Here is a 13,740-nt window from a genome sequence, read left to right on the forward strand (position 1 = left end):
TCCCTGTTAACTCCGGTTTCCATCGTGAATATGTATGCTAAAGGTTTCGTGCCCCAGGTGGATGTTTCGGCATTTCAATAGTCCGCCGGGGATCCTCCAAGGAACCCGACAGGAACAAACGGAATGCCGGCATCCTCATGTCCCAGAAAAAAAGCCTCCTGAACTGTTCCAGGAGGCTTCTGTATCGTGATATAAGTGCCCCCCCACTACCCCACGCAGTTTACTTTCCCGCCACCTGAGTTAGAATCAACCAATCCCGCCGCCCAACTCGAACCGCTCCTCTGCACTTTCGCTACACGTAACGAGCATCACTTGGATTGAAAGGCTACAGAAGTCCGACGGCTATCGGTTTCCCGCAGCTATCACCCGTCTCAACTGAGACATCTAAGAGGTCAGCCATGGAATATTTCGTCTGTCGCTGTCGTGGCATCGGTGAGGTGTTTGTTGATGGCGTGAGCCAGGGAACCAACAAGGACGCAGACGGCAAGGTCTCGGTCAAGCTGTGCAATCCGGGATTACACATCATCTCGCTGCGCTGCCAAAACGGGGGGAACTGCGTCCCGAAGACGGTGGAGGTGAACATCTGCGATACCGACCCGATCTGCCCCAAGGAGGTGCACTTCAGATGTTCATGAGAACTTTGCCGCTGAAGCTGTTCCTATTTGCCGCCCTTTGCTGCGCCGGGTGCGCCCACTACCACGACAATCCTCCAGCCTCGTCCTCCCAGCCGGGCTATCGCTACGACACTGTGCGCCTGCCGCCAAGCAAGGAGAAACCTTTCGTCGTCCTTGCCTTTTCCGGCGGGGGAACCCGCGCCGCCGCCTTTTCCTTCGGGCTGATGGAGGAACTTCAGAGGGTCACATACACTGCGCCTGATGCCTCCAAGCGGTCCCTGCTCCAGGACGTGGAGATCGTTTCCTCCGTCTCAGGCGGCAGCTTCACTTCTGCGTACTACGCACTCTTCCCCGACACCTTCTTCACCGATTTTCCCAAAGAGGTGCTGACCCGGAACATCCAGGGAGCGCTGGTGTGGAGGATGTTCAACCCGTATAACTGGTGGCGCCTTGCTTCCCCTGACTTCAGCCGCATCGACATGGCCGAAGAGTACTACGACCATGCCATCTTCAAAGGGATGAGCTTCGGCGCGCTGCTTCAGCGTCCCAGGGGGAGTTCCCCCTTTCTGGTGCTCAACGCCACCGACATCGGCATCACTCACCGCTTCGAATTCACCCAGGATCAGTTCGACCTGCTCTGCTCAGACCTCTCAGGCGTCTCCGTCTCGCGGGGGGTTGCCGCCTCATCCAATTTCCCGGTCGCCTTCGCTCCGCTTACGCTCAACATCTACAAGGATGGCTGTGTTCCGCTGCCGCTTTGGGTCGAAGAAGCGCTCAAGCCCGGCAACCGCGACAAGCGCCGCATCGCCGACGCGACCGCCGCGCACTCCTACCGCGAACCGGACCGTCGTTACGCCCACCTGCTCGACGGGGGGCTCTCGGACAACCTCGGCCTGAGGGGGCCGTTCACCGCGGTAACGACGCTCGACAGCGCCTGGAGCTTGGTGAAGCAAATCAACAGAGAAAGGATCGGGCGGATCATCTTCATCTCCGCCAACGCGAAAACCACCAAGAAACGGAGTTGGGACGCGAAGAGTTCGCCTCCCGGCGTGGGAGCGGTCCTGGACGTGGTCATGAACGGTCCCATGGACGATGTCTCTTTCGACAGCCTGGAGAGCACCGACGGCCATTTCAACCAGATGAAGCAGTTGGGGCGGACCATCGATTCCTGCAACGCGCGGCTAAAGCAGGCATTCCGGCCCGCGGACGAGCAGGGAGGCACGGCGAGAGGCCCCGAGCCAGAACCGATCCCCAATCCCCTCACCACCGATTATGGCTTTGTCGAGCTTACCTTCGATGACATCCCCGACCCGCACCTGCGCCGCTGCCTGCAGGAGCTCCCGACCAACTTCTCGCTGCCGGAACCGACCACGCGCCTGTTGCGCGTCTCGGCCCAGTACCTGTTGATGAACTCGGAAAGGTTCCAGGAGGTCATGAAGCGAGTGGACGCGAAGTGGCAGCCGCACCAGGTCACCATCGACCAGGCACTCATCAACGAGGTGTGCGGCAAATACTGAACAAGACCAGGATGGGCCGAGCCAGTCCGGACAGAGTCCTCACCCCACCAGCCGCTTAACATCCGGGAGGTTTTATGCCGACAGTGGAACGGGTTGACAACATCTCCTTCTTTGACATCGACTTCGAAGGTGACATTTTATCGGACGCCCAGTTGTGTTTCCTCAGGCAATGGTCAGATCGGGAGTCGCCCAATATGGGGCAGTTTTGCTGCAGCTTCAGATGGGTCTTTGATTGGGCTGACGGGGAGGAGACGTGCCTGCGCGGCATGGAGCGAATGGACCTCTCTCAGATGTTTATGAACTCGGAGCTGAGAGCTTCCCTTCTGGTGAGTTGTGAATATGCCGTGGGGGTTCTATGCATTTGGGAGGCCACCCCTCATGGAGCCGATCCGCTGGACTTAAAAACAAAGGCCTGGGACAGCCACTACCTCGCCTATGAAAAGTTCAAGAGCACCCTCGAGGATACCATTGCCGCCTCAGGCTCCGGCGTCTTAATCCGGCGAAGCGAGCGCCGTTATCCGCTCACCGGCGTAAAAATCTCCGAACCTGTCGCTGACATCATGGACTGTCGGGAAAAACGGGTCAAGCTGGGGCGCTGGCTTACGGGAAACTATGAGGGACAAAAGGAAGCTGCGTTGCTCGCCGCAATCGAAGGGCAAAACCTCAGCGACCGTCAGTACGAAATGCTCTTTATACGCTGGACAGACGCGCTTGCAGTGTATGACGGCGGGGTGGGCGAAAACTATGAAACCGCCCTGTTGCGATCAGCCTTGGTATATGAATGCGCCATCATCCTCCGTCGCTCCCTCTGTTCTTTGGCTGACCGCATGGATGTGACCACAGCTTCGCTGCGCGCTTATCTGCCGAACCCTTGGATCGTAAACCGGCGTCTGGAATCCCTCGGCCGTATCAGGACCTCTTTCGTCACGCTCCCCCCGGTTCAATCGATCGAGGCCCAGCACCTGCTCAAGGCGGCCTACAACTCCTTCGGCATCCCAGCGCTCATCGATCACTCAATGGAGAAGGCCCGCATCCTCGAGTCCCGCTGGCAGTGGACAAAGACACAGTTTATGGTTGCTGTCGGTCTTGTCACTTACATCATGGACAAGGTGGGCATCTTCGAGCTGCTGAAAGGATTGTTCCGGAGCTGAAAACAGCCGTTTCATGCAGCAGCCAACCTCTCGCTGGCCAGGTCCGGATTTTTCCAGGTCGACGACCACGAAGGGCGTTGGTTCAGATACGTTCCCCGTTTACTACCTTTTTCTGCCGACATAGACCGCAATGGGCACGGTGTAGACGATCTTGCCGTCTTCCCTGCGGGCGTTGATCCCCAAGCTGTCGACACCGACGTCCGCCGTGACCATCTCCCGGATCACCTGGTCGTCCCCCGGCTTCGGGGAGGATGCCCGTATCTGCGTCTCCAGCTCGATATCCACGCCGTAAGTACTCCGGCGGCAGTCAACCAGACCGGAGCGCTGGAACAGCGTCGAGAATTCTTCCTCGGTCAAGGCATGGGTATGGGAAGGGTCGCGGATCAGCTCCAACCGGTCGTAGGCGGCCGATTTTGCCGAAGGAACGGCGACATCGGCCACCATTACCGCGCCGCCCGGCCGGCAGACCCGGATCATTTCGGCCAAAGCCCCCTGCGGGTCCAGGAGATGGTGAAAACTGTAGCGGGTGAGGACCAGGGAGAAGGAATCATCCGGGTAAGGCAGCGGAACGGCGGTGCCGATGTCCCAGGTGAGGTTGGCAAGCTGCTGTTCGGCTTGACGCTGCCTGGCCTGCTCGATCATGGCGGGGGTGATGTCCACTCCCGTCACCTGCCTGGCACGCCTGGCAAACGCGCAGGCAACCATCCCCGGGCCGCAGGCCACGTCCAGCACCTCATCCCGCTCTCCGACTCCCGACAATTCGACCAGCGCCTGCAGCGCATCGTGATGCCCCGGGACCTGGGTGAACGGTACGGCCTGCTGGGAGAATTGCTCTATGATCTTCTCCCGGTGCGCCTGCTCTTTATCGTTGGTCATCGTCCCCCCCTTTTCAAATGATGATCACAATAGCTTGCAATCGCCCTGGCTGTCTTGCTATATACGGCCAATGAGTGTCGCGAAACTGCCAAAACTGGCGCCCATTGAAATCGGCTGGAGAACGGACCCGCATTTGCCGATTATACCTCTGTCCATGGAGGTAAAACATGCCGGGTGTGCCGCGCCCCACGCCCACCCCCGCGGCCAGCTCATCTACGCCAGCCGAGGCGTGATGAGGGTGGTGAGCGGCAAAGAAGTGCTCGTGGTCCCTCCGTCTCAGGCGGTATGGGTTCCCCCCGATGTCGAGCACGAGGTCTATTTTCCCGGGGAAGTGTCGCTAAGGAATCTGTTCCTGGAGAGAGGCGTATCCGGCAGGTTGCCCAACGAGTGCACCATCCTCAAGGTATCCCCCCTCTTGCGGGAGCTGATTCTCAAGGCGGTTACCGTCGGCGAGAGCTATCTACCCGAGAGTTCGGGATATCGGCTCATGATGGTGCTCGTCGACGAGTTGTGCCAGGCCGAGCCGACCGAATTGCGTCTCCCCATGGGGCATGACGAGCGTCTGCAGCGGGCCATAGAGAGGATGATCGCGGACCCTGGCGGCATCGAGACCATCGAGGGGCTGGCCTCAGTCGCCTGCACCAGTCCCCGCACCCTGGCGAGGCTTTTCATCCGCGAAACCGGCCTTACCTTCGGGGCATGGAAGAAGCGGCTGATCCTGCAGGAGGCGATAGAGCGACTGGCAAGCGGACAGAGCGTGACGACAGTCGCCTTCGACCTCGGTTACCAAAGCCTCAGCGCCTTCATCGACATGTTCCGCCAGGCCCTAGGCGCCTCCCCCGGACAATATCTCAGCGGCAGCATGAACTGCAGTAAAATCGACCTCGGCTGAACACCGGCAAAGCTACCGCCTCTGCCCCTTGTTCGTGCCTAGCGGTCAAGGAAAACCGGCGCTCGTTTCTCAAGGAAGGCGCCCATCCCCTCCTTCTGGTCCGCCGTGGCGAAGCTGTAGCCGAAGAGTTCCGCCTCGTAGGCGCAGGCCCGGGCCAGGTCCATTTCCAGGCCGTTGACCACCGCCTCCTTGCAAAGCCTCACGGCAACCCGCCCCTTGGCGGCGATCTTGGCCGCCAGCCTCTGCGCTTCGCCCAGCAACTCCTGCTGCGGCACCACCTTGTTCACCAGACCGATGCGCAGGGCCTCCGCGGCATCGACCATCTCGCCGGTCAGGATGATCTCCAGGGCGCGCCCCTTACCGACCAGGCGGGGGAGCCGTTGCGAGCCGCCGAAGCCGGGGAGGATGCCGATGTTGACCTCGGGCTGTCCGAACCTGGCGTTGTCGGAAGCGATGCGGATATCGCAGGCCATGGCAAGTTCGCACCCTCCCCCCAGGGCGTAGCCGTTCACCGCGGCTATGAACGGTTTGGAAGAGCGCTCGATGGCGGCGAAGATGCCGTGGGCCTTGAGAGCCAGGTCGCGCGCCTGTGTCGAGGTCATGTCCCGCATGAGGCCGATATCAGCGCCAGCGACGAAGGCCTTTGCGCCCGCCCCGGTCACCACCGCGGCGCGGATCCCGTCGTTGCGCTCTATCTCGGTGACCACTTGCTGCAGTTCCTCCAAGGTCCCCGGCGTCATGGCGTTCATTGCCGTGGGGCGGTTCACCGTCACCGTCGCAATGTGGTCAGTAACTTCCAGAAGCAGATTTTCCAATTCCATTCTCCCCTCCTTGCCTGAAAGAGAGTCCTCTCCGTCGGTCTCTCTTGACGCAGATGAGCATACCCGGAAACCGGCAGACCCACCAGTGCCAGGTCTTGAAAAATCAGTTTTTGCTCTTTGCGGGAGATGTATCTCGAAAGACAAGATCCTCCATCCCTGTCAAAGATGAAGTGATCAATAGGGATTTCCTGACCGGAGCCCCTGAAGCAAGCGCGGGTTCGTGATCGACACGACCACAGAAAATCCTCTATCTCATAAAGCTCAACGCTGCCTTTTACCTACGCATCATGGCCCGCTTCGGCTTGAAGAATCGACGGGAAGCCTTACACTTGTTGTCATTGCACCTGCAGAAAGGAGGGGCGGCTAGGACGCAGGGATACGATCTTTGGTGTTTCACTATGCAGTGACTATCAAAGGAGGATTCTATGGCAATGATTATCTTGAAGAGACCGGCGATCCTAGGAATTCTACTGGCCTTCGTGCTCCTGGTGCCCGCGGGATGGGCCTCGGCACAGACGTCCTTCGACCGCATCGTGGTGTTCGGGGACAGTCTTTCCGATCCGGGCAACGCCTTCGTCTTCGTGGGCAAGGCAAACACCCCGCCCTACCAGCTGCTGGACCAGCTCCTCGTGCCCGACCTCCCCTACGCCAAGGGCGGCCACCACTTCAGCAACGGCGCAACATGGGTGGAACAGCTGGCACGACAATTCTCGCTTTCAGACAATACCCGCCCGGCCTTCAGGGACCTCGGTTTCGACGCGACCAATTACGCAATCGGTGGCGCCAGGGCCCACGACAAGGCTGGAGAGGCCACCATGACCTTCGAGGTCACCACTTTCCTCAACGTTTTCGGCGGACAGGCCCCGCCCAACGCGCTCTACGTGGTGGAATTCGGCAGCAACGACATCAGGGACGCACTGGAGGCCCAGGACCCCGCCATCGTCGAACAGGCGGTGGCCACCCTGCAGGCCAACATTGCCGCCCTCTACAACGCCGGGGCCAGGAAGTTCCTGGTTTGCAACGCACCGGACCTCTCGCTCACACCGGCGCTCCTCGCCACCGACAAGGCGATGCCGGGAGCGGCGGCCGCCGCGCATCAGTTGTCACTGTACTACAACTTCCTCCTCGACTACCTGCTGACGTCGATGTCCGCCCAGCTCACCGACCTGCAGGTGGTGAAGGTCGGCTTTTTCAGCAAACTCGATGAACTGGTCACCAATCCGGAGGACTTCGGTTTTAGCGTCGTCGACTCCCCCTGCCTGACCCCCGGCTCGCCTCCCTACGCCTGCAAGAATCCTGATACCTTCATATTCTGGGACGGCATCCATCCAACCGAAAAGGTGCATGGTGTCATTGCACAGCAGGCGCTCTCAGAGTTGGCGAAGTAACCGATCAAAAAGAAACCGGAGCCTCCGAAATAGGAGCTCCGGTTTTTTCGTTTGTCACGGCAGCTCCTGCGCTAACCGCGCCATGGAGATCGCGAACGCAACGCGATGTTTGCGATCCAGACCACGGAGATTGCGAACGCGACGCGACGGTTGCGATCCAGACCACGGAGATTGCGAACGCAGCGCGATGTTTGCGATCCAGACCACGGAGATTGCGAACGCAGCGCGACGGTTGCGATCCATACCACGGAGATTGCGAACGCGACCCGATGTTTGCGATCCATACCGCGGAGATTGCGAACGCAACGTGACGTTTGCGATCCGCACCACGGAGATCGCGAACGCGACGCGATGTTTGCGATCCAGACCACGGAGATTGCGAACGCAGCGCGACGGTTGCGATCCGCTCCACGGAGATTGCGAACGCGGCGCGACGGTTGCGATCCGCTCCGCAGAGATTGCGAACGCGGCGCGACGGTTGCGATCCGCTCCGCAGAGATTGCGAACGCGGCGCGACGGTTGCGATCCGCTCCGCAGAGATTGCGAACGCGGCGCGACGGTTGCGATCCGCACCACGGAGATTGCGAACGCGACGCGACGTTGTGAACGTGCTACGAAGATTGCAATCGCGGCCGATGTTGCTTCCTGTTAATTTTGTCGGGATTCGTTGAAAGGATGTGAAATGAGGCCGGTTCTCACATGAGGGTCCGGCCTTTTAGATGGGGTTTATGAGGGGCTAGGTTACGATGATGGCCACCGGTTCACTCCAGGGGCCGAGTTCGTTGTTGCCGATACTCCTAATCCGGAAGTAGTACCAGCTCGCCCTTTCCAGATTGCCGACGACGGTCCGGACCTTCTTCAGGTATCCGTAATCCGCGTACGATTCTTCGCCTTGGGGATGCCCCTTGCAGATCTGCAATAGATAGGAGCCGGCCCCAGGGTCTCTAACCCAGATCAAGGTAACCTCCCCGATGTTCGGCCCGTTCTTCGCCCTCAGCATCAATGCGACGGAGCCGACGGACCTGTCGTACGTCCTCTTTGTCTTTTCCTTCGGCTGGTACCCGTTGTTGTGGAGCCAGGCGTCATCTTTCTCATGCTTCGCCCTGAGGACGAGATAGCTTGCGTTGATGTGCACGTCCTCCAACGCGGCCGAGATCACCGCATCGAGCTCCTTGGTTGTCAACTGGTTCAGGGCGGTGGCTCTCTCCCATTCCCTTGAGATCGCCTCTTTGTGCCCCCTGAATTGATCCGCTCCCGGAACCCATCCGTCCTTTTGGGTACTGATCTTTGGATGCGCAGCTTGCAAAGTGGCAGCGTCATCGAGCCAAAGGACCAATTCCGGGGGATCCATGTCCGCATGGTTCATCACGAATTTATCGAATACGCTCATGCTTATTCCTCCTGTAAAATTTGAATTTCCTAATTTTACACAGGACTATGTGGCTGTCAAGGGGGACTTGAAACGTGTCATGGATTATGGCTATGGGGTGGAGTCTGCAAAACCGGGGGGGCCTGGCATACGAGGCCTCCCCGGCTCGGGCGGGGTCTACTCTATTCTCAACTTCGCCTTGATCTCCGGCGCGGAGGCGCTGGTCGCATAGACCGGGGTGCCGACGTCGAAGAGCTTGGACGCAGTCAATCCGCCCACTACGACCGGGTCCAGCCCCACGTTCCGGGCCAACTCGACCGCGGCTTCCACTGCTTCCTGATCGTCACCGGCGATCGGGATGCCGATCTTGTCGCCTTTACTGTTCACCGTCTGCTTCAGGTCTTCGAAATAGACCGTGTTGAAGGCCCGCACGATCCTAGCTCCGGGAAGCAAACGGGCCACCACGCTCCCCATCCCCCCCGGGTCCTGTCTCGCTTCCAACGCCATCGCCCCGTCCCGGTCAGGGTAGGGGTTGGAGGTGTCGATGACGATCTTCCCTTTCAAGGCCTGCTTCGTTTGGTTGTCCAGGTCCCGGTACGCCTTGAGCGGCACCGAAAGAAGAACGACATCGCCAAAGGCGATCGCTTCCGCTACGGTCCCGGCCCGGGCAGCAGGCCCGGCGGCCGTCACCAATTCCTGCAGGTTCTCGGGGTGCCTTGAGCTGAAGCAAACCTCGTAGCCCGCCTTGCCCAACAATATGCCCAAGTTACCGCCGATGTTGCCCGATCCGACGATGCCTATCTTTGTAATTCTCATGTTCGGATCCTCCTCGTTCGCTGATCTGCGCCCCCTCCTTCACTTACGAAATTTCCTCCTTTAAAGAGTATACTCCCTGGCGGCGTCCCGCTTCCAGGTCTTATAATCCTGGCAGATCGCTTGTAAGCCGGGGGCAGCCGACTGCCTGGGGAGAGACGCCAAAGACGCGCGTGTCAGGATTCGGCGCGCGTTCTTTTTCTTGTGACGGCAGGTTCGCTGTGTTACAGCAAAGGATGCAAGATCGTTATCGTCACTGGAGGGGTTGCCGTGGCAAACATAAAACGCAGCATCTTGGGTAACGTCGCGGAAATGGTCATTCACATCGAGGCCTACCCCAAGGGATTCGAGGCCTTCGGCTTTGACAAACTCGGCAGGAAGGTGATTTTCGCGCGGCGGACCACGCTGGAGCCGATCATCCTGGACGGCGCGCGGGTGGCGCAGGGCCTGGCCGACTTCGCAAGGAAGCCGGTAGCCCTGCGGGTCCAGTCGGAAAAAAGGGAGGATTTTCTCCCGAAAACGGCGTAAGGCGGCGCTGCCGCCGCTCAAGCGCCACTTGGGCAGGAGAAGCTGGTAGTAATGGAAAATTTCGTACTGATCGGGGTCTTCGTCCTTTTGGGGATGCTCTTTCGCCGCCTCGAGGCCTTCCCCAAGGACTCGGCTCAGACCCTCAACATGTTCGCTCTCTACGTCTCGTTGCCGGCGCTGATACTCCTCAAGGTGCCGCAGATCGCGTTCTCCCGTGAGATCCTGACCGCGGCGCTGGTACCCTGGGGGATGCTGTTCCTCTCCGTCGCGTCGGTGCTCTCCGCGGCGCGCCTGTGGCGCTGGGACCGGGCGACGGTCGGGGTGCTGCTCCTGGTGGTGCCGCTTGGGAACACCTCGTTTCTGGGCGTGCCCATGATCCAGGCCTTCTTTGGCGCCGCAGGGCTCCCCTACCTGATCATCTACGACCAGTTGGGGACGATGATCATCATGGTCACCTACGGTTCCTTCATCCTCGCCCTCTACGGCAAGGACGGCTCGGTGAAGCTCTCGGCGATGGTCCGCAAGATGCTCTTCTTTCCGCCGAGCATCGCCCTCATGGCGGGACTTTTGGCCCGCGGCTGGCCCTACCCCGAGAAATTCGCCCAGGCACTGCAGAACATCTCGCTTACGCTGGTGCCGGTGGTGATGACCGCGATCGGCATGCAGATGCGGCTGAGGCTGCCGCGCAGGGTGATCGGGCCGCTGAGCTTCGGGCTGGCCATGAAACTCCTGCTCGCGCCGCTGGCGGCCCTGGCGGTCTGCCGCTTGGCCGGGCTCGCCGGCATGGTGGTCGACGTCTCGGTCCTGGAGGCGGCCATGCCCCCCATGGTGACCGCCGGCGCCCTTGCCGTCGTCGCCGGCATGGAGGCGGATCTCGCCGTAGCCATGATCGGCATCGGCATCATCCTCTCCTTCGGTACCCTCCCCGCCATCTACTGGCTGACGCGCCTTGGGTCCTGAATAAAACTTTGGCCACGGAGAAAACGTGAAACCCTCCGTGGCCAATGGTCCGCTTCTAAATAATGCTAGAACAGGTAGTAAAGGGAAAGTCCGGCACGGAACCCGTCGGCGGAGCCGACGTGGATGTCGAGGTTCTTTTCCCTGGCGTCGGTCGCGACCACGTAGGCGACACTCGGCAGCAGGTAGAAGTTGTGCGCCATCTGGAGGTAGCTCGCCACTTCGAAGGTGAAGTCCTCGTTGGCGGTGACATCACGGGTTGCGGTGTTGAAGTTCGCGTCCATCTTGGCGTCGATGGTCACGGTGTGGCTCAGTTCCTTCTCGAAGCCCAGGGACAGGGTGTGGGTGTCCTGGTCGCCGTGGTTTCTGATGGTGGCCCGGTAGACGGCGTAGGGGATGTTGTGGTGCCCGAGGTTCGCGCTCGCCGCGATGAAGGGACTAACATCGGTGGTGCCGGTACCCGCCTCGCTGTCACCGGCGGTATCGAACTTCAGCCCCAGGCCGGCCACCACGGTGTACGGCGCCTCTTCGCCGCCCAGCAGGCGGTATTTCGCCTCGAGCGCGAAATCGCCGAAGCCGTCACGCTTCTCCTGTTCCGGGGCGAACCCGTCCATCTGCACCTTGACCCGCTCGCTGAAAACGTAGGGGAGGGAAGCGGAGACTTCCAGGCCGTGGCCGAGACCGACCCCCACGGAGTAGAGCGATTCGGTGGTGTTCGCGGTCACCTTCCCGGTTTCCCCGAGGCCGCTTATGTCACCTTTGGTGTGGGAGTACTCGAACTGCGCCTGTGCCTCGACCTGCTTCTTATCCAGGACATCCGTGACCAGCAGCTTGTGCTCCGCATGCGCGGTGGCCGTTGTCATAAGTATCCCGCCCAGTACTGCCAATACCATCTTCTTCATGTAACAGTCTCCTCCTGCATTGAAATTATCCGCCGACGTTGCCCGCAGGTGTGACGTATCAACCGGGAGCCGTGATCCGCCAGGCCCCGATGCGGCCGCACCTAAGACAACGAAGGGGCAAAAACTTTTAATACAACAGAACATCCCGATATTACAACCCTAAACGGCGCAGCACCGGCACCTTTTCCGAAAGAGGGCACGGCGCTTCGGCCGCCACCTCCCCATAAACGGCGTTTACAGCGTTTCGCACCCGCGCAGGGCTTTAGGGTGAGCACACCCCTCCCTTCTTTGCAAAGTCCCCATACCGCCGGGATTGACAAAAAAGAAGAAAAATAATACATTGTTCTAGCTCATGAAGAAGGGGCCGTTGACAGCGCCCCTCCGAGAGGAGCAGTTCCCGAACAAATCCGCAAAGGAGCAGGACAATGAGTCTCGCATTGCAATGCAAGTTTTTCGGCCACGTCATCACCGTCGACAAGGCGCTGGCCGTGAGGGACGGAGCGACGCCGGAACACCGGCACGCCCTCGTCTTCGAGTGCGACAAGTGCGGCAAGCCGGTACGCCCACGCGCGGCCGGCGACAAGCACGTCGCGCACTTCGTGCACATCAGGCAGAACCCCGAATGCTCCTACGCGGAGCCCTCCAGGGAGTACTAGCGAGGCTCGGGACGACCGGCGGCCACCGGGAAACCCGGTCCCGCAGCGGCGCGAAGCCGCTGCCCGGGTTCCCATACCGGCTGGAAAGAAAGCGGCTCCTGTGCTAGGATCGCTCGCATGACCGGTTTAAGCGAAACGGCCGCAAAGCGGCGCAAACAACTGCTGCGTTTCATCTCGACCGACCTGCTCGGGCCGATCGCGGGGAAGATGCCCAAGTCGTGCATCGAGTCCCTGGAAAAAGCGTCCTTCTATTCCAACATCAGAAAGCACATCCTGGACATCATCCCGGTGACCGAAGCGCGCATCGTGAGGCACGAGGTCGCCGCGGAGCTCCCCCCCTTCATCAGAACCGAAGCCGTCTTCGGAAAGCGCAACCTCTATCTGCTGCACGACGCCACAGCCTCGCCCCATTCCGGGATGGCCTGGATCGAAAACAAGATCCTCGAAGAGAGCGTGGGCTCCCTGCGCCGCATCATGGACTGGGGGGACGTGCAGCACGAGCCCCTGCTGCCGGCAAGCGAGCTCCGGCTCCCGGAACCCGTGGTGGTGTGCCATCCCGCCACGTACTACCACTGGCTCCTCGAGGTCCTGCCCAACGTGCTGTTCGCGGTGGCCGCCTTTCCCGGGGTGAAGATCGTGCTGCCTGAGAACTGTCCGCGCTACGTCTTGGAGGGGCTGGCAACGGCCCTCGGCCCCGGGGCGGAGCGCGACTTCGTCTTCTGCTCCAATCCCATCCGGGTGGAGCGGCTGGTGGTGCCGCAGTACCACACCCAGCCGGAATTCACGGACCCGCAGGTGCTGGAGCTCCTGAGATCGTCGGTGAAGGCAAAGGTGGTAGCGCAGGGACCTTCAGGCACCGGACGGAAGATCTACATATCGAGACAGAAAAGCAGGCGCCGTCTCGCCGGGGAACCGGAGCTCGAGGAGAGGCTGCAGAAGGTGGGCTTCACGGTACTGCACTGCGAAGAGCTCTCCTTCGCGGACCAGATCCGCGTCTTCCACGAAGCCGAGGTCGTGGTAGGGAGCCACGGCGCAGGACTCAGCAACCTGGTCTGGTCCGAGCCTCCCTGCCGGGTGATCGAGATCTTCCCGAAAAACTACATCCTCGACTGCTTCGCCTGGCTCAGTTTCAGCCTCGGCTTCGATTACCGCCACGTCATCTGCGACACCGGACACAAGATAGACCGCGACGCCATAGATGCCGTCATAGACGCGGTACGGTGAAAGCACAGCCGAGACTCTCATTCACGCTGACA

At 60.4% G+C, this 13,740-nt stretch carries 14 protein-coding genes; 9 read left to right on the forward strand and 5 right to left on the reverse strand.

The genetic code is table 11. The features are described from left to right. The first annotated feature begins 398 nt into the window (after positions 1-398). From KP003_RS13775 to KP003_RS13785, 3 genes are all read left to right on the forward strand, one after another. The gene (locus KP003_RS13775; protein WP_216500676.1) at positions 399-635 is read left to right on the forward strand and encodes a hypothetical protein; all 237 of its coding nucleotides are present in this window, start codon (positions 399-401) and stop codon (positions 633-635) included. Continuing rightward, a complete protein-coding gene (locus tag KP003_RS13780; RefSeq protein ID WP_216788809.1) occupies positions 626-2,131 on the forward strand; it encodes a patatin-like phospholipase family protein in 1,506 nt (501 codons plus the stop codon). Before KP003_RS13775 ends, KP003_RS13780 begins: the two co-directional genes overlap by 10 nt. Positions 2,132-2,205: 74 nt before the next feature. Further along, the gene (locus KP003_RS13785; RefSeq protein WP_216788811.1) at positions 2,206-3,282 is read left to right on the forward strand and encodes a hypothetical protein; all 1,077 of its coding nucleotides are present in this window, start codon (positions 2,206-2,208) and stop codon (positions 3,280-3,282) included. Positions 3,283-3,384: 102 nt separating this feature from the next. Here the strand turns inward: KP003_RS13785 and KP003_RS13790 are convergent, their stop codons facing one another. After that, a complete protein-coding gene (locus KP003_RS13790) occupies positions 3,385-4,158 on the reverse strand; it encodes a class I SAM-dependent methyltransferase (protein ID WP_216788813.1) in 774 nt (257 codons plus the stop codon). Positions 4,159-4,291: 133 nt separating this feature from the next. Between KP003_RS13790 and KP003_RS13795 the strand changes: the two genes are divergently transcribed. After that, a complete protein-coding gene (locus KP003_RS13795) occupies positions 4,292-5,050 on the forward strand; it encodes an AraC family transcriptional regulator (RefSeq protein WP_239027536.1) in 759 nt (252 codons plus the stop codon). 38 nt (positions 5,051-5,088) lie between these two features. Here the strand turns inward: KP003_RS13795 and KP003_RS13800 are convergent, their stop codons facing one another. Further along, positions 5,089-5,871, reverse strand: a complete 783-nt coding sequence (locus KP003_RS13800; protein WP_216788816.1) for an enoyl-CoA hydratase-related protein — start codon at positions 5,869-5,871, stop codon at positions 5,089-5,091. A gap of 425 nt (positions 5,872-6,296) precedes the next feature. On the opposite strand from KP003_RS13800, the gene KP003_RS13805 reads away from it, so the two are divergent. Next, positions 6,297-7,259 carry an SGNH/GDSL hydrolase family protein gene (locus KP003_RS13805; protein WP_216788819.1) on the forward strand — a complete coding sequence of 321 codons (963 nt, stop codon included), beginning with the start codon at positions 6,297-6,299 and terminating at the stop codon, positions 7,257-7,259. A gap of 736 nt (positions 7,260-7,995) precedes the next feature. Here KP003_RS13805 and KP003_RS13810 read toward each other — a convergent pair. Then, entirely contained in the window at positions 7,996-8,649 is a 654-nt protein-coding gene (locus tag KP003_RS13810) for a fibronectin type III domain-containing protein (protein ID WP_216788822.1), read from the reverse strand. Between the two features lie 156 nt (positions 8,650-8,805). Further along, positions 8,806-9,444 (reverse strand): NADPH-dependent F420 reductase, encoded by a 639-nt coding sequence (locus tag KP003_RS13815; RefSeq protein ID WP_216500685.1) that lies wholly within the window; start codon positions 9,442-9,444, stop codon positions 8,806-8,808. A 267-nt stretch (positions 9,445-9,711) separates the two neighbouring features. On the opposite strand from KP003_RS13815, the gene KP003_RS13820 reads away from it, so the two are divergent. Beyond that, positions 9,712-9,969, forward strand: coding sequence for a hypothetical protein (locus KP003_RS13820; protein ID WP_216500686.1), 258 nt, complete (start codon positions 9,712-9,714; stop codon positions 9,967-9,969). Positions 9,970-10,020: 51 nt separating this feature from the next. Continuing rightward, complete coding sequence (locus KP003_RS13825) at positions 10,021-10,929, forward strand: AEC family transporter (RefSeq protein ID WP_216788824.1); 909 nt, start codon at positions 10,021-10,023, stop codon at positions 10,927-10,929. A 65-nt stretch (positions 10,930-10,994) separates the two neighbouring features. Here the strand turns inward: KP003_RS13825 and KP003_RS13830 are convergent, their stop codons facing one another. Continuing rightward, positions 10,995-11,828, reverse strand: coding sequence for a transporter family protein (locus KP003_RS13830; protein WP_216500688.1), 834 nt, complete (start codon positions 11,826-11,828; stop codon positions 10,995-10,997). A gap of 425 nt (positions 11,829-12,253) precedes the next feature. Between KP003_RS13830 and KP003_RS13835 the strand changes: the two genes are divergently transcribed. Continuing rightward, positions 12,254-12,484: a hypothetical protein gene (locus KP003_RS13835; RefSeq protein WP_216500689.1), complete on the forward strand. Its 231-nt coding sequence runs from the start codon at positions 12,254-12,256 to the stop codon at positions 12,482-12,484. A 117-nt stretch (positions 12,485-12,601) separates the two neighbouring features. Next, positions 12,602-13,708 (forward strand): glycosyltransferase family 61 protein, encoded by a 1,107-nt coding sequence (locus KP003_RS13840; RefSeq protein ID WP_216788826.1) that lies wholly within the window; start codon positions 12,602-12,604, stop codon positions 13,706-13,708. Positions 13,709-13,740: the final 32 nt, after the last annotated feature.

This window comes from Geomonas diazotrophica (assembly GCF_019063885.1).
GTDB lineage: Bacteria > Desulfobacterota > Desulfuromonadia > Geobacterales > Geobacteraceae > Geomonas > Geomonas diazotrophica.

Coding starts and splice junctions, on each gene's coding strand:
- KP003_RS13830 (WP_216500688.1), bottom strand. CDS start 11,828: ATGAAGAAGATGGTATTGGCAGTACTGGGCGGGATACTTATGACAACG.
- KP003_RS13840 (WP_216788826.1), top strand. CDS start 12,602: ATGACCGGTTTAAGCGAAACGGCCGCAAAGCGGCGCAAACAACTGCTG.
- KP003_RS13800 (WP_216788816.1), bottom strand. CDS start 5,871: ATGGAATTGGAAAATCTGCTTCTGGAAGTTACTGACCACATTGCGACG.
- KP003_RS13835 (WP_216500689.1), top strand. CDS start 12,254: ATGAGTCTCGCATTGCAATGCAAGTTTTTCGGCCACGTCATCACCGTC.
- KP003_RS13825 (WP_216788824.1), top strand. CDS start 10,021: ATGGAAAATTTCGTACTGATCGGGGTCTTCGTCCTTTTGGGGATGCTC.
- KP003_RS13810 (WP_216788822.1), bottom strand. CDS start 8,649: ATGAGCGTATTCGATAAATTCGTGATGAACCATGCGGACATGGATCCC.
- KP003_RS13815 (WP_216500685.1), bottom strand. CDS start 9,444: ATGAGAATTACAAAGATAGGCATCGTCGGATCGGGCAACATCGGCGGT.
- KP003_RS13780 (WP_216788809.1), top strand. CDS start 626: ATGTTCATGAGAACTTTGCCGCTGAAGCTGTTCCTATTTGCCGCCCTT.
- KP003_RS13805 (WP_216788819.1), top strand. CDS start 6,297: ATGGCAATGATTATCTTGAAGAGACCGGCGATCCTAGGAATTCTACTG.
- KP003_RS13790 (WP_216788813.1), bottom strand. CDS start 4,158: ATGACCAACGATAAAGAGCAGGCGCACCGGGAGAAGATCATAGAGCAA.
- KP003_RS13785 (WP_216788811.1), top strand. CDS start 2,206: ATGCCGACAGTGGAACGGGTTGACAACATCTCCTTCTTTGACATCGAC.
- KP003_RS13775 (WP_216500676.1), top strand. CDS start 399: ATGGAATATTTCGTCTGTCGCTGTCGTGGCATCGGTGAGGTGTTTGTT.